This is a genomic window from Pseudoalteromonas luteoviolacea NCIMB 1944, from assembly GCF_001625565.1.
Classification (GTDB): domain Bacteria; phylum Pseudomonadota; class Gammaproteobacteria; order Enterobacterales; family Alteromonadaceae; genus Pseudoalteromonas; species Pseudoalteromonas luteoviolacea_F.
The window spans coordinates 338,448-362,634 of record NZ_AUXS01000064.1; the positions used below are offsets into that span (position 1 = coordinate 338,448).

18 protein-coding genes are annotated in these 24,187 nt (G+C 38.8%); 6 read left to right on the forward strand and 12 right to left on the reverse strand.

Features of this window, described 5'->3' with window-relative positions:
* Window positions 1-290 precede the first annotated feature (290 nt).
* Together N483_RS22275 and N483_RS22280 are read left to right on the forward strand one after the other, a co-directional pair.
* Window positions 291-1,184 carry an ABC transporter ATP-binding protein gene (locus N483_RS22275; RefSeq protein ID WP_023398030.1) on the forward strand — a complete coding sequence of 298 codons (894 nt, stop codon included), beginning with the start codon at window positions 291-293 and terminating at the stop codon, window positions 1,182-1,184.
* The gene (locus N483_RS22280) at window positions 1,178-4,732 is read left to right on the forward strand and encodes an ABC transporter permease/M1 family aminopeptidase (RefSeq protein ID WP_023398031.1); all 3,555 of its coding nucleotides are present in this window, start codon (window positions 1,178-1,180) and stop codon (window positions 4,730-4,732) included. Before N483_RS22275 ends, N483_RS22280 begins: the two co-directional genes overlap by 7 nt.
* Window positions 4,733-4,777: 45 nt before the next feature.
* Here N483_RS22280 and N483_RS22285 read toward each other — a convergent pair whose 3' ends face one another.
* The 6 genes from N483_RS22285 to N483_RS22310 all read right to left on the reverse strand — a co-directional run bounded on the left by N483_RS22285 (window position 4,778) and on the right by N483_RS22310 (window position 9,903).
* Window positions 4,778-5,020, reverse strand: a complete 243-nt coding sequence (locus N483_RS22285) for a hypothetical protein (RefSeq protein ID WP_023398032.1) — start codon at window positions 5,018-5,020, stop codon at window positions 4,778-4,780.
* Window positions 5,021-5,374: 354 nt separating this feature from the next.
* Window positions 5,375-5,722, reverse strand: a complete 348-nt coding sequence (locus N483_RS22290; protein WP_023398033.1) for a DUF5992 family protein — start codon at window positions 5,720-5,722, stop codon at window positions 5,375-5,377.
* 374 nt (window positions 5,723-6,096) lie between these two features.
* Window positions 6,097-6,555, reverse strand: coding sequence for a nuclear transport factor 2 family protein (locus tag N483_RS22295; protein ID WP_023398034.1), 459 nt, complete (start codon window positions 6,553-6,555; stop codon window positions 6,097-6,099).
* A 521-nt stretch (window positions 6,556-7,076) separates the two neighbouring features.
* Window positions 7,077-8,570 carry an RICIN domain-containing protein gene (locus N483_RS22300; RefSeq protein ID WP_023398035.1) on the reverse strand — a complete coding sequence of 498 codons (1,494 nt, stop codon included), beginning with the start codon at window positions 8,568-8,570 and terminating at the stop codon, window positions 7,077-7,079.
* A 485-nt stretch (window positions 8,571-9,055) separates the two neighbouring features.
* The gene (locus N483_RS22305) at window positions 9,056-9,340 is read right to left on the reverse strand and encodes a hypothetical protein (protein ID WP_155250719.1); all 285 of its coding nucleotides are present in this window, start codon (window positions 9,338-9,340) and stop codon (window positions 9,056-9,058) included.
* A gap of 194 nt (window positions 9,341-9,534) precedes the next feature.
* Complete coding sequence (locus N483_RS22310) at window positions 9,535-9,903, reverse strand: hypothetical protein (protein ID WP_023398037.1); 369 nt, start codon at window positions 9,901-9,903, stop codon at window positions 9,535-9,537.
* Between the two features lie 720 nt (window positions 9,904-10,623).
* Here N483_RS22310 and N483_RS22315 point away from each other — a divergent pair.
* The 3 genes from N483_RS22315 to N483_RS22325 are packed head-to-tail and all read left to right on the forward strand — an operon-like array spanning window position 10,624 to window position 16,057.
* Window positions 10,624-11,073 (forward strand): hypothetical protein, encoded by a 450-nt coding sequence (locus tag N483_RS22315; RefSeq protein WP_023398038.1) that lies wholly within the window; start codon window positions 10,624-10,626, stop codon window positions 11,071-11,073.
* A 7-nt stretch (window positions 11,074-11,080) separates the two neighbouring features.
* Entirely contained in the window at window positions 11,081-15,724 is a 4,644-nt protein-coding gene (locus N483_RS22320; RefSeq protein WP_023398039.1) for an RHS repeat domain-containing protein, read from the forward strand.
* A 30-nt stretch (window positions 15,725-15,754) separates the two neighbouring features.
* Window positions 15,755-16,057, forward strand: a complete 303-nt coding sequence (locus N483_RS22325; RefSeq protein WP_023398040.1) for a hypothetical protein — start codon at window positions 15,755-15,757, stop codon at window positions 16,055-16,057.
* Window positions 16,058-16,119: 62 nt separating this feature from the next.
* On the opposite strand, the gene N483_RS22330 is transcribed toward N483_RS22325, so the two are convergent.
* The 6 genes from N483_RS22330 to N483_RS22355 form a co-directional block, all read right to left on the reverse strand.
* Window positions 16,120-16,593: a hypothetical protein gene (locus N483_RS22330; RefSeq protein ID WP_023398041.1), complete on the reverse strand. Its 474-nt coding sequence runs from the start codon at window positions 16,591-16,593 to the stop codon at window positions 16,120-16,122.
* A gap of 186 nt (window positions 16,594-16,779) precedes the next feature.
* On the reverse strand, window positions 16,780-17,841 hold the full coding sequence (locus tag N483_RS22335) for a serine hydrolase domain-containing protein (RefSeq protein WP_023398042.1): 1,062 nt from the start codon (window positions 17,839-17,841) through the stop codon (window positions 16,780-16,782).
* A gap of 537 nt (window positions 17,842-18,378) precedes the next feature.
* Window positions 18,379-18,774: a hypothetical protein gene (locus N483_RS22340; protein ID WP_023398043.1), complete on the reverse strand. Its 396-nt coding sequence runs from the start codon at window positions 18,772-18,774 to the stop codon at window positions 18,379-18,381.
* Window positions 18,775-18,855: 81 nt separating this feature from the next.
* Entirely contained in the window at window positions 18,856-19,443 is a 588-nt protein-coding gene (locus tag N483_RS22345) for a hypothetical protein (RefSeq protein ID WP_023398044.1), read from the reverse strand.
* A complete protein-coding gene (locus tag N483_RS22350) occupies window positions 19,440-20,480 on the reverse strand; it encodes an AraC family transcriptional regulator (RefSeq protein ID WP_036975157.1) in 1,041 nt (346 codons plus the stop codon). Before N483_RS22350 ends, N483_RS22345 begins: the two co-directional genes overlap by 4 nt.
* A gap of 247 nt (window positions 20,481-20,727) precedes the next feature.
* The gene (locus tag N483_RS22355) at window positions 20,728-21,699 is read right to left on the reverse strand and encodes a haloalkane dehalogenase (RefSeq protein ID WP_023398046.1); all 972 of its coding nucleotides are present in this window, start codon (window positions 21,697-21,699) and stop codon (window positions 20,728-20,730) included.
* 591 nt (window positions 21,700-22,290) lie between these two features.
* On the opposite strand from N483_RS22355, the gene N483_RS22360 reads away from it, so the two are divergent.
* Entirely contained in the window at window positions 22,291-23,412 is a 1,122-nt protein-coding gene (locus N483_RS22360; protein ID WP_023398047.1) for a heme-binding protein, read from the forward strand.
* The last annotated feature ends 775 nt before the right edge of the window (window positions 23,413-24,187 follow it).

Sequence of the window (24,187 nt, forward strand, 5' to 3'; positions counted from 1 at the left end):
CTTTAAAAAATATTTATCCAAAGTCAACCTCACACCTACATCGTAAACGTATGACTAAGACCACTCAAAGTAGTAGCATTACCATAACAACCCCTAAAAAACATGTCACTCAAATTAAACATGCTTAAATTGTGATACGTCTCATATACTCAGTAGTAAGAAAAAATATAACAATAGAGTCCTCTCAGCTGTGCATTTGAACAAAAGAGTTGACCCGTTTGTTATTTTTTCGATTCCTGTCTGTTTGTTAATATACTGGCTGTGCTGTCGAACAAGCTATGGAGTGACTTGTGTTAGAAATTTTAAACCTCTCAAAATCATACCAAGGGTCATTAGTCTTAAAGAATGTAAACCTTTCAATTAAAAAAGGCATGTTTGGGTTACTTGGCCCAAATGGCGCGGGCAAGTCTTCTCTAATGCGTACAGTTGCAACATTGCAAGCAGCAGATTCTGGCACTATCGAATTTGACGGTATAAATGTCTCAAAAGACGCTCACCAAATAAGACAACGGCTAGGTTATTTACCACAAGACTTTGGTGTCTACCCCAATATCAGCGCATTTCGTTTGCTGGATCATCTGGCCGCATTAAAAGGGTTTGCTAATAAAAGGCAGCGAAAAGAGGCCGTAACATCATTATTAGTCAAAACCAATTTGTATGAACAGAGAAAAAAAGCAGTATCGAGCTTTTCAGGCGGAATGAAACAAAGGTTTGGCATAGCACAGGCACTACTGGGGAACCCTGACTTAATCATAGTGGATGAACCCACAGCAGGGTTAGACCCGCAAGAGCGCAATCGGTTTTACAACTTGCTGTGTGAACTGGCCGAAGACAAAGTGGTTGTACTATCAACACATATTGTTGAGGATGTTTCTGAATTATGCACTGAATGCGCCATTATGAATCGAGGTGAGATTGTTGCTCAAGGTAGCCCTGCAAATTTAATCACATATTTAAATGGGCGGGTATGGCGTGGTGTTGTCGACAAAGACGCGCTCGCAACTTTAGAGAAAACGTACAATGTAATTTCAAAAAAGCGATTTGCAGGAGATATCATCGCGACTATTATTCAAACCGAGCAACCAGAAGGCTTTATGCCCGCTACCGCTGATTTGGAAGATGTCTATTTTGCTACTTTGGCAAATGCCAAAGACACAATGTTCCACGGTTCACCTTTATGCTGATAAACACTGTGCAATTTGAGCTATCCACTATTTTTTCCAGATGGATGGTGTATGTTTTAGCTTTGTTACTTATCTCACTCTCTGCCTACACAGTCTATCAATATGGAATTACCTATCAAGTCGTGCCAATTAATGCGCCGTATACTTATATCGAACTTGTCAGAGAAGAAAGTATTATTTTGATGATCCTCGCTGCGATATTCGTTGGGCGGGTAGCCATAAGCAATCATATATTTTCAACCCAAGAACTGATTTTTTGTCGGCCAATCAACCATTGGGCATATCACTTCGCGAGACTCTCGGCCATTTTTATTGTTGTCGCTTTACTGTCCTGTTTGACTCTAATAACTAGCGTAGTTTGCGCTTACATCGGGTGGCAGTGGCAGCTACTTCCGAGTGATGTAATAGGACCGTTCCAGTGGGATTTCATCCTCTCCCCACTCATTATAATTATGCTCCCCAACGCGCTGTATTACTCGCTGTTATTTTATGCAATCGGGATAACTTTTAAGAGTCAACGCGCTGTTGCAGGGATGTCTATAGCGCTGGTCGTGTTAACTGGCCTTTTACTTGCTTGGGCAGAAGCTGCCAGACTACATGGTGGCGCTAGGTTACATGAGTGGCTGATGTTGCTAGATATTTCTGCTTTTTCTCACATAATAAATCAAACTGTTTACTGGAGCATTTATGAAAAGCAGACTCAAACACTGAGTCTCAGCCCTGCACTGCTTTTCAATCGGTGTCTTTGGCTGCTAGTAACGCTCGCTATTTTTTTGGGCGCTATCAAAGTCAGCCTTTTACATAAGCGCTTTGTGCAATTTAAACGAAAACAAACATTTGAACCTCAATCTCAGGACGTTCATCTTAACAAAGAAACACATGCCATCAAGAAGCGACCGAGCAATATTTGGCTGCTTTACCGACAAGTAAAATTCGAAGTGTTTCACATTGTCACCAAACCTTCGTTTTGGTTTGTCTTAGGGTTAAGTGTATTTATCACACTTTGGTTTCCAATGGAGAGTGACTTCGGTACACCATATTGGCGGGTTACATATGCAATGATTGAGCAATTAGACGCAGTGTTGTTAATTCCTATTTTTATGGTTTTGCTTTTTTATTGCCCTGAATTGATATGGCGAGAACGCGAGTCTGGCATAGGAACGATTTTAGAGTGTTATCCAATAAAAAATCAGCTGCTATGGAGCGCAAAATTTATTGCTGCCTTATTTATCGTGATGGCTATTTTGGCCGTGTCAGTCAGTGCTTCAGTGAAGCTTCAACTTGATAGCGGAATAGGAATAGAAGCCATTGAATTACAACAATACCTATTCAGCGTAGGCGTTGTTTCAGCTACTACAGTGGCGTGCTTACTTTCACTCACTTTCTTTGTTCATGCAATTAGTTTGAATAGAGCAACCGGTACGGCAGTTATGGCCGTGTTGATAATCGCTTTTCAATTTACCCCCCCCATGCTGAGCTTTGCTTTATTCCCAACAATGGTTTACTCAGATTTAAACGGTTATGGGCAGTCCATCTTCGCAACAATTGTGTATTTTATCTACTGGGGTAGCCTATCAATAATTTTGGCTATTTTAGGCTATTTATTATGGCCCCGTGGGGAGAGCCCAAATCTGCGTGCACGACTTTCAGTGTTATTTCGTCAATTATCAAAAAAAGACAAACATATCATTTTGCTCAGTAGCGTCTTGTTCTTTGCGTCTGGATCTCACATTTTTTACAACTCAGTTTTGTCCCCATCAACAGAGATGCAAAGCATAGATGATGATACTGCAGTCGCTTATGAAAAGACATTTAGTTCTCATAGGCTTAAGCTCCCTCCAACTATACAACAGGTTGATATTAAAGCTGATATTTACCCTAAAGTCCCCAGCATTAAAGCAATAGTGAAACTTAGTTTGCTCAACTCCCAAGATATACCAATCAATAAAATGATTGTTAATACTCCGCTACTCACTGGAAGTTGGGAGGTGAAAAGTGAAGATGGCCAGTTAGCATCGAGTGGTCTTGATGTCGCTCACTGGTTTGTGTTTAACGAGCCGCTTGCGCCTGGCGATACTGCACATATAGATATCGTCGTCGAACTTGCCCCCAATATGTATGACAATATGAGTCAGGTGGTCGAAAATGGTACTTTCATTAACAATAACGAGCTTTTTCCGGTATTTGGTTACGATACAAGCATGTACATTACCGATCCCGACAAACGAACCGAATACGGTTTAACTGGGGAAGCAAATGTTATCAATCAACTAAATAACAGTATTTTTCACAACGACCCATTAATTGGCGAATATGTGACATTTCGCGCTGAACTCACAACTGATGCTGAACAAATAGCGATGGCGCCGGGTATTCTAACTGAGCATGAAGTTAAGGGGCATAGGGCCAAATATGTTTATACCATGGAGCAACCTATGGTAAATTATTATAGTATTCAGTCATTTAAATTAGAAGCAAAACACGAAAGACACAAGGGTGTCGATTTGTCTCTATATTACCACCCTGACCATGCTTGGAATATCGATACCATGATGGATGCTGCAAAGGACTCGTTGGATTATTTTTCAAAAGAGTTTGGCCCCTACCAACATTCTGAGCTTCGTATTATAGAGTTTCCACGCTATAGGCAGTTTGCTCAAAGCTTCGCAAATACCATTCCTTTTAGTGAAGAAATAGGCTTTCGTCATGATACGCGAGGGGCAGGTGTATACAACATTCCCTATTTCGTTACTGCACATGAAGTTGCTCATCAGTGGTGGGGGCACCAACTCGCTGCAGCAAATGTCGAAGGAGCAGAAATGCTGATTGAAAGCCTCGCAGAGTACTCCGCGTTACAAGTTGTGAAAGAGAAGTACTATCATGGCGCGTTAAGGCAGTATAAGAAATATTCTCTTGATGCTTATTTAAGCGCGCGAGGTGGTGAACCTGAGTACCCTCTTTACATCACTGCATCACAAAGCTTTGTCCATTACGAAAAAGGCGCTCTAGCGATGTTAGCGCTAGCGCAGAGTATTGGTGAAAGTAAATTAAATCAGCTATTGAAGAAATTTATCGAACAGCAAAGCGTTTCTTCAAAGTTTGCCACGACCACAGATTTGATAACACTGATCAATGCAAATATTAACTCCAAACAACAAGCCCTTGTTCAAGACTTATTTCAGGAAATGACTTTTTATAATTTACGAATAGATAGTGCCTACGTTGGAGAAAAAAATACAGAAACGGGGCTTTATCCGGTGACAGTTGTCGTAGAGGCCAGTAAGTACTTTGCGGATGAATACGGTAAAGAAACAGAAGCGGAATTAGAGGATTCCATCGAGTTGGCGGTAGTTGCGGGTAACCCAGAAGATGTAACGCGCTCGCTTAATGAATATCACCGTAAGGAATACCCAATTACATCAGGTCTTAACACGATTGTTATGCACGTCTATGATCCATTCGGATTGTATGTGATTATTGATCCTTATCTGTACCGAATTGATAAAAACACCCGAGACAACTTTGTGCAGATAGATTATGTACAGTAGTCGTTTCGACAGTGATGTTTAATAACACATTAAGTTTATTAAACATCACTTGAAGTGAATAGATATCAACATATAGCCAAACACATATATAATAAGCATTCCCGTTAACGTAATGCCAAACGAAGCAAACAAAATCAGTCCAGAAGCACGAACCAGTGACGAGTCAAGGTTTTCTAATTGCCGTTTGGCCCACATTTGATAGTAGTGAAAGATAAAGAAACCACCCAGTGACATAACAATACCGATAAACACATAAAACCAAATATCAAAAGTACTTAACTCAACCACAAACTATCTACCTTTTCGCTCCATAACATCTATGCCAATCGACCTTGATTACTTTGCACAATACGCACATGTGTTACGGATACATTCAGAAATCAAAACGGGAGATACTACCATGGTTTACTTTAGAACGCCCGAAATAGCAGTAAATAAGGAAAATAAACGCAATACAGAAGCCTGTGAAAGTGGTTTGCCAATAGCCTCTAGACATACAACAAGCTAATATAACTATGTTTGGTAAGCTAAAAGAGCATAGCGACATCGCTATACTCATTTTCATCTCTAAGATGATGTTTTGCTCAGTTACATCACGGCCAGCCACATTAAGCAATGCTCGAAATGCACAGGCTAAAAGCGCTAGTCTTCAAATGCAATTGTAAAGAGAGTCTCTACGCCATAACCGATTCTACAATCTCCAGATCCTATCAGATTAACTTTCGCGTTAGTCGCTTTTGCAGTAAGTAGCATTGAATATATTGATCTGCTAATTTCATTATCTTCGACTTTATGTGCAAAGCTCCAACTTGTTGCTGCACATGAATGCTTTGGATCAATCTCAGTACCACCCTCTGCTCGGATAAAAACTACGCCAGGTGCAGAATGATTACTTAAGCTTACTTTAGTAATCGTTGCGCCTTTGATTTCATAGCCAGCTTGAGAGAAAAACGGTGCCATAGCCAGAGTTAAAATTCCTAAGTACTTCATAACCACCTCTTAAAATAATATAAAAATAAAAACCACAATGATTTATAGCTTTTAGAAAAACGCCACTTATTGACATTTAATAAATCACGCAAGGGCAACATTAAAACACATTACATTTTTAAAATTAACACCACTGGAGAAATTAAATAATTAATATGAAACCGATTTATATATAGCTATAAATTCATGATATTTTCATTATATAAATTTAAAACATTCACGATTTAGTGAGGCCTATTAAATTCTTGCCTTAGTTATATGAGGAAGGTAGCTGAGATATAAAAGTCATTGCTTAAAAGTGAAACGATTTGGAAAGCGCCAACAGACAGTTCAAAGTGAACATTTGGCGCCATAGTTCATCGCAAATCAGCTCATTATTGCTGTTTTTTCTTTGCAACAAACGTTTTATTGATGATACGCCATTGGTTTTGGCGTTTGTACATGACTAAATAATCAATGTAATGTGTTTTAGGTGTATGAAAATCAAGTTTTACCATAGCCATTTGATCGTCAACAATATCAACGGACAAAATATTAGCTTCCCACTTGTCTTTAGTCGCTTTTTTGAAGTAACCCGAAAACTCGTCTAACGGCACCGATTTGATGCTTTCTTTTCCTGTTTCTTTGCTTTTTGTAATCATTTTTACATGTCCAAACTCTTGATCAAATGCTTTAGCAAGCAGCTTTTGATCTCCATTTGCGGCGCCATTAAAGTAATTATAAGCCGTTTCGACAACAGCCTGATATTCTTTGCCTGTACTAGGCTCTGCATGGCTCACTGTAGATGCAACGAATGTTAGAGCAGCAACAGCCACAGAAAGTAATTTTATCATTTTAATTTCCTTACCAATTTATAGGTGGTTATATTAGGTAAACTAACGTATAAAACATCGCTGTATTACCGTATGCGTTGATTTTCATGCTATCAAATAGGTGCCAAAAAATTGCTTTTTCGCTTTCAATGCAGCATGAAGCTCTCACAAAAAAGAGAAAATAAAGTATCTACTCGCATTTGTTATAACTGTCGATGTTCGAGTGTTCACTTTTAATTAGACTTAATTATTCTTGCAGTAATGTCAAAGGAATCAGACAAAGTCCCGCTTTTCCCGGTCAAACGTTAACTTATGGCTCAACGGATTTTTGCAACAACCAAAAGTTAAAAATTAAGCAAGTGTGTATCACGTCAATAGCTATTAACGATCACCGGGTTATGAACGGTTTATTGGTTGCCACTGTAGCAAATCACCTTAAGTAAATTAGCTTTTCACAAAGGGAAAAATAAGTGGCAAGTAGAGATAAAATTGCCCAGCTAAAAAAACTGGGCAATGCGGTAAGTTACAATAAAGCTAACTCTTTATAGGTAGGTTATTTCTGTCGTCCAGTGTTGATCCAAGTGGTAATCACATGGGTAAAGCTGGATATTGACGTTTGATTTACCATCATAGCCTTTAATATCGAGACACATGCCCTGCTGCTTATTGACCAGTCTACCATCAGTTTTCATTTGCCATTGTTGGTCAGGTCGATTTTGACAATCCCAGAATTGTACATTGGCCTTTTTACCACCAGAATAACCCGATGCATCTAAGCATAAGCTTGGTGCGCTTTTACCTTCCACAATATAGGTTGGACGAAGTTCAAACCAGAGCTCATTGCCAGAAGTATCATACTGTGGCACTTTGCCCGTTTTACCAATCTCTCGTTCACCCAAAGGTCTGCCATTTCGCCAAAGTTCAAATACTTGATCTGGTCCACCATCACAGAAAAATGACTGAACATTTTGGTCTTTCCAAGCTCTCGTTGTTGAACCTTCACCGTCAATACACACTTTTTTGTCGTCTGCTGACCCATATGGTTTAGCTTTATTCACAAATCTAACTCTGGTTGAAAGGTTTCGATTAGAGTCAATGGCTTCATACACTAAGCTTTTTGTTGTTTTAGATGTCCAGCCATACTGGTAGTACACTTGTGAATAAATTTTACCGTGCTTTTCCATCAAGCCTTCATATTCGACGTGAAGGTAGCTTGGGTAGCTAGATTCTGTGCTTCCCGTATTGATTGGCTTTTTCGCTTCAAACTCATGTGTTTGAATATATTGACCATCCATCGTAAATTCTAAAATGACGTTTTTGTAATCATTGTCATAATTGTGCAGACCACCTAGCTGAACATACACTTTGCCATTTGCAATTTCGGCGCCTTGCACATATTGATTGCGACTATATTGAGTCGGAACCTTAAACGCACTGATAGGCTGTATTGTGCTGCTATTTGAATTTAACGATTTAGTGTTGAATGGGTAAATAAATACATGTAAGTAGTTTTTAGTATTTGACTGATAACTACCACTTTGTAAATTTGGAAATGATACTGTAACAGCGTGATTTCCATCCGTTGCACCTGCCCAAGTGTGCCAGCCAGAAAATGACTGCCCATTTGTATCAATCTTAATATTGCCAGTAGAGCGAGTTGGCTGAACTAAGTTGAATATTCTGTCCGCATGCATTTGCCCTGTGGCACAAGGAGAGTGAGTACAGTCATGAAATGCTTGGATTTTATTTGAGAACGCAAAATAGTGACCATCAGCATAATCCCAACCTTGTTTGACTGCTGAGGTTTTATTTAGAGAGTAATCATTGTTTCCGCTCATAGACCAAAGGGAAACTGTAGAAGTATTGTCTACTTGTCTAAACACCACGGTTCTATTCAATCGCGAGTTCCACACAACATCCTGTGTTTGCTCGTCTTTTGAAGGAACATGCCATTTGTGCAATACATCCCATGTTGCCGAATGAGATAGCATAGGCACTGCAAGCAATGCCGGCAGTATCGGTATTAATTTTTTCATTTGTTAAATCCTTTATTATTATATATGCCGCATGTATTCAGAGTTGATTTGATTGCGGCACCTTATTTAACTTAATAACACCAAAAAACACAACAAATTTAACAAATAAATTAACTTTAAAGATTAAATTTCAACCAAACCATCTCCTTATTAAAATAAAACAATGAAAATTCATATCACATACCTCCTACTTTTGGCTGGACCTATACCGGGGGTATATTCAATTACAATTAATAAGATCAGGCTTGCTATGACGCTTAAAGTAGTAGCGGTAGTGAATTCCAGCACAATGAATCCATAACATACCTTGCGCTAAGCAATTCGCTCTAATTAAAATCTAAAGATCATGGATTAAAAAACAGTTAAGGCGGGCGTGTTCGACTGAGTAATCGTGGTGGCTTCAATGCTACTGTATTAAATGCGCAACAATCTGAAAAGCCGCAAATAACACTCAACGGGTTCTATCTATACATACAGCTTTTTTATTAATCCTTTTTATTTAATAAGCTCTCTAACTGTTTTGAATTCTTATAACATATAAGCGCAAAACGCTCTTGGTTATCAAACTCAATAATGACAACTTCAAAGCCAAAGTAGTTTCTGTACTTAGCTCTTTTAATTTCAGTTAAGCTCTTGATTGCGCTATAGCCAGTCAACTTATTACAAACTTTGATGTCAGTATCACTTACTTCGACAACTTCAGCTTCTCTTGCGCGTAAATAGGCTTGTGGCAAGCCACCTTTGTGTATCCAAAAAAATATGGATATCAAAGTTGTGATACCAACCAAAATAAAATACAAGCCCAGTAAGAAATCTAAAACACCTGTAATTAAAACCAATACAGCGAGAAAAAACTGATTTTTGAATGAGCAACCTGATATTTGGCTCTATCGAACTTGAATTCCGCCATTGCCTCTTCAACCAAGCTATACAATACATGGGCTGAGAACCAAGCTCGCAACTATTAGGTACTCCATATATACGCCCCATTATGTATTTTTTGCCAACACTCGTACTGCTTTTTCAGAACGTCTTTAACCGACGGGGTGACTTTTGTTGATAGCCCTAATGTCTCTAGTTCACTGTATTCGATGAATGATATCGCGATTGCATTCTCAATTTCTGGGCAAACATCTGTAAGACTTAGCACAGATTCTAGAAAACAAAAAACCTCGGTAGCACTTATAGTTTGGTTTCTTAATCCATCAGCTAGAATCGCCAAGCAATTATGTACTTCGTCTTGCCACTCTAGAAGCTCGGGCTCAACTACAGACCAATTCGATATAGCATCTTTACAAAAGGCATTCGCCCCATACACTTGCTGTTGGCCCATTTCCCCTCCGCTATCTAATAGATTGGCCTGAACTTGCTCACTTCAACCATATATCACACAAAATACTCTGCCTTCAGCGCAAAACCCTACTGCTTTAGACAGGTTGCCTCATTTATCTCATCATCGGCTCCAACTAAGTTAGCATATCGACAATACAGGGCCAGATAAACTTAGTATAAGCCAAACCTAACCCAAGGTGCTGATAGATATCATATTGTTAGAGCATGCTGTCAGTGATTGATTGTATATGTTAGCAAAGTAATAGGTGATTTACTTTGTCCAATACATCGAAACATTGACAGAGCGGCTGGCAATACTGGCTTAAAATCCCATGAAATAATGTCATTAACGCACCAATCTAATTTTGAGTAATAAAAGGAAGAGCCTGAATATCGAGAACGTTCACTGACCTCAACGGGAGCGTATCGTTTAAATCAGATAACGGTTCTCAAACCGCATTTTAAAAACCAATACACTGAAATTCATGTCAATTTCAAGATAGTTAATGCAATCAACAGTTTTTGCGTATTCCTTACATCTGCAAAAAGTCGCCTCTAGGGGCATATTTGAGCATCAGGGCCGTTCGACAATCAAGGTGATCTTTCTACTTCCAAGCAATTTGTTTATAAAAAGCATATTAATGAACCCCTAATTGTTAACAAGGAAGTTAATTACCCTTACCTTGTTGTATATTTGCATTTTTCTGTATGGAGCTTGTAAATGAAAAAAAACATAATAACTTTACTGGTGTTACTTCTTAACTTTCCCTTAATAGTGAAAGCACAAACCACATGGATACCTATTTCAAATGGTGGCATATTTTTTGTGATTCCATTTATACCTTCGGTACCTTTTCCTCCGGCCACGAATTTCAACACGAATATTGTTTCTGGCGTTACGTACGTGACTTGGGCAGATATCGAGCATGCCAGTAAATACCAAATTCAAGTTTTAAATAGTCAAGGCCAGTGGGTCGACCTATTTGTTGTGAATGAGAACAAGTTTCTTCTTAGTAAGTTAAGTGGTAACTATGAATTCAGGGTCATTGCCTGCAACATAAATACATGTAAAAACACAGGCCAAGCTTCAATTAGTTTTGCACCTAGAAAAAAAGTGACTTTCATTCACACAGATTTGTTAGGCAGCCCAGTTGCAGAGACCCAAGAGTAGTTAAATTATGAAAATAATAAAGAAAGTTAGTTCGGTAGCCTTTTTTTTAGCTTCAAGTTCGTTGTTAGCGGATACGGGTCACTTACCTGGTAATGGTAGTGGCGAGGACAGCAGTGACTTTTCTTCTGTATTTAAAAGTTACTATAGCGATTTACCTTCTGAAAGTATAAGTATTCAGGATTTAAAGCTAACTCACTCATTTAACATAAAAACGATCCCAGCTGCAAATGGAAGTACCCTTTCTGTCGGATATGAAGTGAAAGGTTTTAAAGGCGGTGCAGTAAATATCTTTAAAAAGTTTAATGGCCATAGACTCGGGGTATCATTGACGGGAACCGCAGTTACCGGAGGAAACAGGACGGCTAGAACCTTTGGCTGTTTAGGTAGTTTATCAGGTCTTGAATTCAATCAACTCGGCTTAGGCTTACCGCAACGGTCGAAACCCTTAGGGTTTAACAGCAGTGATATGCCTTCAGGCACACTTGCATTATTCCATGATCACACCGTATTAAAATGTGAATCATCCAAGCCTGTGATTGTTTTTAATGATGGAACAAAAATCAAATTTGGAACTCGGAAAACTGTACGTAGCAATCAATATTCGTGGAGCCCTGTTTCTATAGAAGATAAATATGGTTTAAAAATTGATTTAACTCAACAGAATATTAACTTTAACGGAGTTCAAGTAAGAGAAGTTAATAGCTCTCAGACTAAGCAAGTGATTGTTGATAATGATAATGAAACCTATATAACCACATTTAATTTTAATCCTAAGGGTGAGATAAGTACAGTTGTTGACCCTGAGCAGCGGACCACCACCTTCACTCATACCGGTGCTTTTAGCGGTGCATTAACTTCTATCGCTAGTATTACTTTTCCTTCTGATTTGAAAGTTGAGTATACATATCAAGGCTATTGGGAGGACAGTAGAAATAGCCTTACTGTAAGCTCTAAAAAGATTACTGGGCCAAATATTCAAGAAAGACGTTTTCAATATACCTTAACTTCGCCAGAAGTAAATTATCCAGGCTTAGAAGGTCATATGTCGATCTCTTATGAGTATGACGTAGATGGTAACTCACACGCTTTGACTAAAGTCAACTATATTCATTCTCCAGCCGATTACGGTGCTCGAATATACAAACAGGAAATATATAAAGGTCCTTACTTAAATGTAGGTTGGGTGCTTAGAAAACGGTGGGAAGAAGGCGAATTACTCGCCAAAAGAGAAACTCAATGGGAGCATTATTACCTTGGTAGTAGCGGGTGTTACAAGCAACTTTTAGGTCCATACTTTACAGTTTCCCCTCGTTATTGCTTAAGCTCGCGTAAATCAAAAGAATATACGAGTTATAAGGTAAACGACGGTTACGATACGTTTTTCACTGATTATTTGACATATGGTAGATATAGCGGCTTAACAAAGCAAAAAGAAGTCTTTTCAAGCTCTGCAATTTTGCCTGCAAATCGAATTGATTCACAAGTTTTTTCTGGTGCTACCAAGTATACAAAAAATTCGTACTCTCACAATAAAACTAATTGGATAATAAATAGCCTTAGTAAAAAGGAATATTCAAGCAGTGATAGTGGTTATGTTGCAGAGACTCAATTTACCCTTGACCCAAATACGCTAGACATTAAACATAAATATAGCTTTGGACAACTGAAAGAAAGTTATTCTTATCATGCAACAGGCAGCTCAAAGGGGGCGTTCAAAAGTAAAACGCTGAATCACTACCGCTTATCTGGTAGCGGAAAAATAACAACTACTTACAGTGCAGATTACAACGCGAACGTACCAAGGACAACTACTTCATACAAAGCCACTTCTGATAGTACTGTCCAAGAGGTAATGTCAGCGGATTCATTTGGTAATATTCTAGAGTACACCGATAAAAAAGGTACTAAGTCTCAATACAAATATGACAAATTAGGGAGGCTGGTTTCTGAGAATACAGAGAATGATACGAATTATGGGCGTACATGGCTAGGGACCCTTTATAGTTGGGATGATACAAATAATAAGAAGACAATAACGCATTGTACATTAAACAACTCGATGTCTGGTTGTGCTGCAAACTCCGAGCTACAAATTGAAGAGACATATAATGCATATGGTCAAATTATTCTGAAAAAATATCGAGATTTAAAATACCCAACAGCACTTAACAATACACGTTACAAAGTCTTTAGCTATGATAAATTTGGGCGTCTGGCATTTGAATCAATAATGAGTGACAGTCAAACAGAAACTATTGGTACAAGTTATCATTACGATTTTTTAAATCGCCGTATCAGAACTGATCAATCTGGCTTAGGAACAATTTACTATCGCTATTTGTCAGGTCATAGAATGGAAGAGACTGATGGCAAAGGTAATAAAACGACTAAAACTTTCCTCAGCTATCACGGGCCCAATTATAAGAATGTTATACAAGTTGCCTCACCTGAGTCGATTTTAACAACTTTACAAAGAGACGTGGGTGGCTTTATTAAATCGATTACTCAATCTAATGAAGCGCCAACAAACTCAGGTGGGGGAAACGGAGGTGGCAATGGAGGTGGTGACGATGGTGGAGTTGAGCCAGATCCACCAATTTGTGACATTATAGACCCTCTGGGTTGTCATGATCCTCGTGTTATTAACCCAAGCAACGTTTATTCTGCAAGTTCAGCAAATAAAGTTTTAAAACAAACAGAAACTCGTATATATGACTCAAACAAACAACTATGCTTAATAAAGCGAGCAGATGTTGGTAACACTGTCATGAAGTACAATGCACTAGGCCAATTAGCATGGAAGAAAGAAGGCACTAGTTATAATGCATGTTTAACGTCTGCTCCCGCAGGAAGTGTACACTTCACCTATAATAATTTAGGTTTACTACATAAGACTAACTACTCAGGAACGGCTTTAGATCTAGAACAGGGGTATGACAATAATGGAAATTTAACCGCACTCATTAAGTCTAATGTTACTCAAATTTATACATATAATAACAAGAACTTGATAGAAACTGAGATTATAACCATCTCTGATCAGACTCCTATCTCACTGCAATATGATTATGATTCTGTGGCAAACATTAATGCTATTACTTATCCAGATGGATCAAAAGTTAAATATATGCCAAACGCATACGGCGAGGCACAGTCGGTCGCCGCTTATAATAGTAACAACATACTGCAGCAGAGCTTTATTAAAAATGTAAATTATTACCCCAATGGTATGGCTAAGAGCTATGAGTTCAGCAATGGCGTAAAACATAACCTAGAGCTATACACGGATAGTAACTTACCTAAAAGGATAACTGATTTAAAGACGGGTAATAATGCTTTAGATTTAACATATAGCTTCGATAATAATGGAAACGTTAAATCTATATTAAATGGCATTGATTCAGGCTATTCTATAACAAGCATGCAATATGATGGTGTTGATAGACTCACCAAAGTAACCGCTGGTAGTAAAATAGGCAATAGTGATATCGATTATGATGTGCTGGGCAATATTACAAGCTATTCAAGTAAAAACAGAAGTCTTGCATATACCTACAATGCAGATAACAATCGACTCACCTCTGTTTCAGGAGTAAGTGGTAAATATAACAACATCAGCTATGACAGCAGAGGAAATATCACAAACAATGGGAAATACTCATTAAGCTTTAATGATGCAAACCAAGTAACAACAGCGAATGGTAATAATTATTTATATGATGGTTTTAATCGTAGAGTCAAAAAAGTAGAAAGCGGTAAAACCGAATACAGCATATTTAATCAAAGCGGCCGACTTTTATTCAACCAAACAGGTGCACTCACTGGAAATGGTATTAACTATATTTATTTAGGCACCAAGTTGATTGCAAAGTACGGCAACGTACCAACTGTTTCCTTAGCCAACAGTAGACAACATTATCGACCTTTCGGTGAAAGTATAGAAGGGGCTAGAGATACTATTGGGTACACGGGCCATGAGTTTGACGAAAACCTCGGTTTAAACTATTTGCAGGCACGATACTATGATCCAGTCATAGGTCGCTTCTACTCGAATGATCCGATCGGAGCACTGGGACACTTAAATAGCATACAGGGAATACAAGGCTTTAATAGATATGTATACGCTAAAAATAACCCTTATAAATATATAGACCCAGATGGAAAAGCCGCCCATTGTGTAGCAGGACCTTTAGGGTTTGGCATATGCGTGGCCCAAGTTGCAAATGCTGCTCACAAAGCTTATAAAGCGTATAAAGTTGGAGTTGCAGCTGGAGTTGCGACGGCCGTAGTTTTGAATGAGTCTTCTGAAAATGCCTCTCAAGGACTCCCCGATTTGACAGGATTAAGTGGCGAAGTGGCAGAAGATGTTTTGGGTGACAATGGATTTGGGAAAACTAAAACGACCAAAGGCGGATACCAACAATGGGATCATGAAGATGGTAGTCAAGTTTGGGTGAGACCAAATGGTGAAATTGTGAGAACTGGGCCTAAGAGACCCCAGAAAAATAATCCTAATGGTAAAAAAGTTAGGGATAGATACGGACCAGATGGTCAGCAAATTCCCCATGAGCCGGGAAAAGAGACCCACAGTACAGGCGAAAAAGTTCAATTTAAAGTAGTTCGTTGTTTTCACTCGTTGCGAAACTGTTAGAAATCAAAATATATATGAGATAATAAAACGATGAAAGACATAAAAATAGGCGCTGCATCCAATGCATTTTGGCTGATTGGTATGAACCTAGATGTGGTAAACGGCTACATTGTCGCATCTCTAGGAGAATCACCAGATTCTGAAAAAGTTGCTTATATTCTCTTTTTCGATGAATTAGCAGACGTTGAGATAGTATACTTTGATGATAGTGTCGGCGATTATCTTTCAAGCTTTCTGGGTTTAGTTGGAGATGACTGTGGGAATTATGTTTTTACTACAGATGCCTTTGAGGTTTCGTTTAAAGCACAAAAATTTTCTCTAGAGGAAAAGTAAGTTAGTAGCCACTTTTAAATTAAACGTCCGCTTAGAGCAATAAGCGGACTCTCAGTTTTGTGTTATGCCTTAACTTCTCTTACACAATGATTTGTTTGCCTGCCTTCTTCTACGGTAAATTCGAATGAATCTTTAGCTTGATTTATAATAACGCCAACTTCTTCACTTAAGAGATGTTTTTTAAATTCCTCTACAGCTGCAGCACCAAATATTTCCTTACCTTTTACAACTTCTAAACTCACATTGTTTGGTACAACTTTCATGTTCACACCGTCAACAAAAAGCGAACCAGCTTCAACTGTTTTCAATTCTATTTTTGGGATTTCACTTATTCCTGTTGGCACCACTATATGGCCACGACGAGTGAACCTAGTTTCATCTTTATCGACGATAAATAAGAATGATGTGTCCATCTTACTAGGGAGCTCAGTTTCAGTTGTGATACTACAACTCCATGAACCAGATAATTGCCCTTTTGCAGAAACAAAATTAGAATATAGACTTATTAAAATAGTTAAAATAATTACTTTAAACACAACACCCTCTGATAAAAAACGCTTTTTGCATACTCTTGCATATGACTAGCTGTTCAATCTATGCAATCTTTACCGACTTTAAACACTTAACCAAGTATTTGATAATTTCTTCAAGGTTGACTAAATTTCCGACGACCTAATTAAAAAAACTCGATTTTGCAATTGTTAAACCGCTTGTACATTCACCTACCACTTGGCATTCTCCTTTAAATGCTTTGTAATAGATTTTGCAATGTCCCAGCGTGGAGTATTACTTGAATTAGTAAGTAGGATCAACGCATTTTTACTATCGGGGTAAGTAAGAATAAGTGATTTATAGCCTCGGATACTACCTGGATGTCTGGCGATTTGAACATCTGAACTTTTATACACTTGCCAACCCAACCCCATATATATCTCCCCCCATGAAGTTTTCACTTGAGGCCGCAACATCTCTTTGTATGTTTGCTTTTGCAAAATGGACTGCTCTTCTGTAAGTGTCAATACAAGCCACAGGCTTAAATCATGAGCACTTGAAATTAACCCTTCACTTGGGTTAAATGATGGATCATAAGGCCTCTGCTTTGACTTATCTATTAACTTACCTTTATATGTGGGTTTAGACTCAAAAAGGTATGAATTTTTGCCATTGAAGTAGCCACTTTTATCCATTTTGGCAGGCATTAAAATTTTCGTGTGTACGTACTGTTCATAACTTTCTCCAGAAACAGTACTGATGAGCGCACCTAAGATATTATAATTAGTATCACTATATTCGAAATTTTTATTTTCTACATTTATCAGTGACGATTTTTTGACTATATCCAAGTATGAACTTACCGTTCTATGCTTTTCAAAATTTACTGGTTTGACTTTGTCACTTAAACCTGAAGAATGAGTAAGTAGCTGTTTAATCGTAATATTGCTTTGTGCAAAGCTTGGCAAATACCGACCGACCTTGTCATTTAAATCTATTTTCTTGTTTTCTACGAGTTGCATGATAGCTTGCGCAGTAAATAGCTTTGAAACTGAAGCTATACGGTACAGCGATTTTGAGTTCGTTGCTGTTTTCTTCTCTTCATCAAGAAACCCGAAACCTTTTATATAAGTTACTTCACCAGAAGTTATAATTGCTACAGACATAGAGGGAATATCATTTTTGATACGAATAGTCTCAAGTGCAGCAGTCAACTCGTTATAAGTATTCTCTTTATTAGCGAATACATTAAAGGACATGGATAACAATAGTATTAAGATTAATAGATACACTCATCCTCCTTATGGGACATTCGCTAGTATACCCGGTGTAATATAGTCAGGTTATTACGAGCAGACACTAAGTCACAAGCACGTTCTAGCTTTTTTGACGGCAACCACATCTTCAGTGGTCCCCCGAAAAATGCCATCTTAGCTATTGGATATTTAAATTAATATTGTCGCTATTCCGTTGTCCCGTCAAGTACGAACTATCGAACCTATAAACACACGTAACAGTGAGGTTATCTATATAATAACAATATCAAGCTTATTGGCTGTTGATACATTGAGCACTAGTTGATTCTGAGTTGAGATACAACAATTCATAAGAAGGCAGGACAGGTTTATGAATTGCAGCGCAGCCAAGCTCTAGCAGCCCCGCACAAAGGGAAAGTCGATTATTTTCAATGCACATCCCTTAAATCTCAATGTCTTGATATAGGTACATTAGGCTTGGTTATAATTGAAGAATTTAAGGTTGGATTTCATTTATACAAGTCCAAGAGTATGACTTGCGAGCAAAGGGACGAGCTATATGGCAAATATAACTTATGTAACATGACAAATCTCCAACAGCTCGCGTCTACTTTTCCACTCAAAAAACGCTAAAACAATCACAAATATACCCTCCATACATATAAACGCTAGACCAATAAGACTTGCAGTTTGGAAATAATGCAAAACGATTGCGACACATACCACCGCCCATATGATATTTGCCGTTACCAATAAAGAGATAGATGCAGAATTTCTCCTATTAGAAAAAGCAAGCGTTAGAGCATATACACCATAACAAACATTTGCAGTTGCCAAAAAATGAACTGTAGGATCAGGTAAGCGATACAGGCTGGCAACCCAATCTTGTAAGAGAAACAACAGCATGCCCATCGTTAACCCCGCGCTGCCGTCTAAGTGCAAAACATTTAGCTTATTCATAATATTCATCTGTGACGCCTAACGTTAAGCGATAACTTGCCTCGATGTAGGAACGAAAGTTGAGCAGCCGCTAGCAGCATATTAAGCACTTTACTTGAACCTTTTGCTGTTCAGTAACTGCTTAGCAATATTCCTAAGCTTTTTGTTACTGCCGTGTTCGGATAGCCAATTTACATGTTCAGACTTTAGATCACTTCGGCCAATAATGTATTTTTGGATGTGGCTATCTTCACATGCCTTTATTTCTTCAAAACAATCGCTGATGGAGCTTTTTTCAATTTTACGAGTAAGCAGTTCTCTTAAGTACCTTTTCTGAATCGGCCTTTCTGACACTTCCGGGTATTTAGTAATCCAATTGAGTTGAGCATCAGTCAGAATATTAGAGTCTATCAGCTGAATAATACGATTTTCGCTTAGATCGCATTTGTCAGGCCCATTGTCTGTTAAATCAAAAATACCGGCTACTTCATTATCAGTTAATGAATTTTTAGCGCTTAAAAAGTCGCAAAACCCACTATTTCGATAGTGCTCTGCGTTTTTATCTTCTGAAGATTCAATTTCTTCATATTGAGATACAAGATACTCTTCTGTAATAACCCCAAGAGATAACCAGGCTTGTGTGTATCCTAGTCTGTGAAGTGCTTTATATTTACATGTGAAACTCAATTTATAGCTCAATGCTTTTCAACCTCGCTATATCTCGTTTTGAATTCACCAGGAGACATATCAAAGGTTTTTTTAAACTCGCGATAAAAGGTATTTTTGTTGTTAAACCCGGCGTCTAAATAAAGCTCTGACACTTTTGTTTTCTTACAAGCGATCTTTAGCATTTGCGCGGCTGCTTGAACCCGGTATTTATTAACGAGCTCATAAAAGTTGGTACCTAAATGGTCATTAAGTAACTCGGATGTTTGATGATTCGTCAAATCCAGTTCTTTGGCCAAGCAGTTTAACGACAGCTCATTATTCAAGTGAAGCTGTTCTTTTTCAAATAAATCGAACAATAGTTTTTTTTGTCGGTTCGCCAGTTCTGGTGCAAGCTCTAGTACTCTGGTTGGCTTTGCCTGCTTTATTTTAACAGTGTCTATAAACCCTTTAGAGAGCATTAGAATATATATAAAGGTCAGTGCATTGCTAAGGTCCCAAAGTAAGCGTAAGTAATCAGACCCCATTTTGTGCAGTGTTACTTGAGCAAAATAGGCACTAGAAACTACCAGAAAAAACACCGCAATCGCTTTTTGACTGATCAAATGCTCAGTGCGCTTTTTCAAAGTTTCACCTTTACAGAACCAAGTCGTTTTAACCAACAAAAATTGATAAAAGAGAACATGCAGGCAATACAGTAAGGCTAAAAGTGTCGGGATCTCTTTTGGTTCCACCAACCTTCCTGTGTAAAAGATCACAAATGGGAACAGGTGGAGCAGCGACTTAGCAAAATCAAAATGCGTTTCTGGTTTATACGTTATATAAAAGTACATTGCAGGACCAAGTAAAAGCAAAGATGAATGCACAAATGCGATAAATGGGTACGGCATATAATTAAAAGCTAGACCTATGTATTCCAGCATAGGCGTAGAAAGTAGCAACCAAAAAATAAATAACGCGATCTTTTGTTCCGCCGCTAATCGACCCTGGATCAATACCAGTGCAATAGTTACAAACACAACGTAAGCAGCTGAAACAATGTATAGTATTTTGAGTGACTCTGCTATCACGTTAATCCCTTTATAATTAATGAGAGGATATAAGCTCAACACACTAACCTACAATAAAGGAAAGTAAAAGGTTACAAAGGTGACGGTTTCTAATATTTAACGTATATAGTTTCAAAAAGAAGAAAACGTTTTGCGTATGCCTTTGTTGTAATAACCAGTAACAAAGTAAGAATATTTGGTAGTGATTAGAAAAATAGCCTTTGGTTAACAAAGGCTAAGTGCATAATAAATTGAATTACAGGCGGCGTTAATCATTTAACCTGCGTAGCCAATCATCAAGAGCCCGACCTATCGCGTCTGGCTGATCTTCTGGAAGATAATGCAACCCTTGCCCAACATAAGCGGTCTCTAACTCATCAATATTTTCAATATACCACTGTAAAATTTGAGGCGAACTCTCAACACTGGGGGAGCCATAAATATATAAAGTCGGCATATCCGTTTTGCGCATAAAGCGTTTAATACCGCGCATTAAGCGGTCGGATTGAGCCGGTTCACGCGCAATTGGTAGTTGATTTGGCCAAGCAAGTAACGGTTTTCTAGATTCAGGAACAAGATACGGTGAACGATAAGCTTCCATCGCATGTTCGCCCAGTGTGCGATTAACAGAAGCAGGCAAGGCTTGTTCAATCCACATATTTTGATCAATGATCAACATTGGCCCGACAACAGGATCTCTCAGTGTTCTAAAAAAATCAGCGACAGGGCCGAGTTCTTCATAACTTTCAGCGGGAAATTGCGGAGGTAAGACGCCTTCCATAAATGCAAGCCCGTCCACTTTATCTGGATTCTTTTTCGCATAAAGCCATGCAATCGCTGCGCCCCAGTCATGGCCAACCAAAGTCACTTCCTCAACATCAAGCCTATTTATAAAACGGCTGAAGTACTGATATTGTTGTTTAAATGTGTACTCTATGTCTGGCTTGCCCGAATCTCCCATGCCGATAAGATCAACAGCAATGGCTCTATGTGTATCAGAAATATAAGGCATTACGTTACGCCATGAATAAGATGATGTTGGGTTACCATGAACAAAAACCACTGCTTTGCCTTCACCTTGCTCTAAGTAAGTCATCCTACTTCCTTTAACTGCGATAGAATGCTGCTCAATGTCATGGGTTTCTGCAATCACAGGTAGTGGCAGTTTTACATTACTTGTTGCCATCGACGGAGTCGACATTCCTAAAAGTGCTAACAGTAAGACGCGTGCATAAGTCATATTTTTGCTCCTTTATTTTTTTATATTACCTATAGCGCTCCCCCAATTTATATGACATTAAAAGCGAACCTTTCCCTTTAGTGCAAAATGAAAAAAATATTTATATAAGTATATTTTTCTGAGGGTTAATTGCGTCACTTTGACTGGGATGACTGTTTGATTAAACATTAAATATGAGCCTGTCTTCAATTTAGCCTCGTTCCCTCTTTTAATTGGCAATAAAAGCGATGCAGTTATGATGGTCTGGAGAGCTTCAACAAAATTACAGTCAACAACTTGAAATTAAAGTTATTTATAATCGAATTGGAAGACTTGGAAAAATCACTTACATCATTGTCGATATGGGCGACTGTTGCCAATGCAATGAAAAGCTAACAAAGGATATACAGTTCGCACTGTTATGCCCAAAGCTTATCGTTACAAGTAGAAGATAACAATCAATTCCGGAATTAATCACCCCCACCACCTAATGAAATGCACGTATTTCTGTGTAATAGCATGTAATAAACTAAAAGAAACTTGCTGATACACTTAAAAACCAGCCGAATAATTAATCAACCGTTAATTTATGCACAGCAAGGAAAGTAAACCATGAGCAAGCAAGATCCTATTGCGCAATTACAAGTTGAAATCGCGCAACTTCAATCTGCATTTGAAGACCTTAATAAACAATGTTCTGCAGCAAGTAGGCCCAATACCATTTTGCGTTGCGCCACCTGTATTCCTCAGCAGTTTGATCACTGTACAGATAAAGCAACTAACCCACAGCAACCACAGTTTGTCCCAGATTTTAATGTACCACTGATTGCAGCTGGTGGCGGCGATCACAGGTGTGACATTCTTGAAAAGCTCGGACCCATAGCTGGGCTAATTGGTACTTGGGTCAGTACCCGTTATGGAGGGTTTAATGTCATGCCCATCCCGCAAGATAACGCCCCCAATGGCTTTATCTTAAAAAACTTCCCTTATTACGAAGTCATGACATTTAGTGCTATTCAGGGCAAAGTAGCCAACCGAGCAGGCAATTATGAGCAAGATGCTTACAGCATTTTTTATTCACAGCGGGTATTTTTCGCCGATGGCCCTGAAAAAGATACACTTGTGCATGCCGAAAATGGTAGCTGGCTACATCAAGTGATTGCGCCTCAAGGGCAAGGTACGCTGAACAAAGAGCCATGGGTTCCAGATACCCCCAACCCCCTACCAGAACAAGAGCAAGATCGAACTATTGTAAAACAGGTTTCAATTCCGCATGGTAACTCTATTTTAGCTATTGGCCATCACGACTGCTTTAGAGGTGCGCCAAGCATTCCTGTTGCCAATGCCTTACCAACTGCCGGTGGTAATAGCTTCAAAGCCCCATATGGTTCTGATATTCCAGAAAACCCTAATGTTAACCCCAATATTGTACTGCAAGTTGCCTTAGATAGCCTATATCAACAAGACATAGGTGTGATCGACACCACTGTGCTAGATGTCGATACCGATACAGATGGCGACATTGCCAATACACCATTTATGAAAGCACATTCAGATGTCCCTCGATTCAAAACCACTCTTTGGCTACAGCGATTGTCCAATGGTCTAGATATGCTGCAATACACCCAAGATATTACTTTGGACTTTAGTTTGGCAAATGGTAAGGACCAGAGTAAACGCAGCCGCTATAAGTTTCCACACATCACTGCCAACACACTATTTAAAGTGCAATAAAGACGTTATTGCAATGTGACGAATATGTCTGCTCAAGACATGATGATTGCCACCTGTGAAATACATTCGGCAAGCAACAAACCAAAGTCGTTTTTGGTACGCGGTACCAAATAAGTCAATTAAATGAAACTTTAAGGAAAGTAATATGAGCGAACAAGCAATAAAAGAACTCCAATTACAAGTAACGGAGCTCACTTCTAAAGTCAGAGCGCTAGAAGCATGTTGTAACCCGCCAAGGATCGTAGACTGTGCCGTATGTTATTACTGTACACCGTGTGCCCCTTGTTACACCCCTACAATTCTATGTGCGCCGTGCACAACTGCACTATGTGCTACTTGCGCACCAGTTGGAACTAGCTATCAACCTTTAGGCCCTCCGACACCTTGTGTTGCCTGCGTTCAATGTGATGCCAACTACAAGTGCGTAACATGTGAGCCTGTCGCTAACTGTGTCACTTGTTACCCCTGCATTGTTAATTTCTGTGCCCTGTGTCAGCAGGGTCAAAACTTACAATGTCAGCAATGTACACATATCACCAAATGCGATACTTGCTACCCTTGTATTGTTAACTTCTGTCAACAGTGCGGTCCTGTTACTCATTGTGACACCTGCTACCCCTGCATTGTGAATTTTTGCGCTTTATGTCAAGCGGAACAAAAGGCACATTGCCAGCAGTGTGCACATATCACCAAATGTGATACCTGCACCCCTTGTGCTGTGAATTTCTGTGCACAGTGTTATCAGTGTGCACCTCAATGTCTACAGTGTTCACAC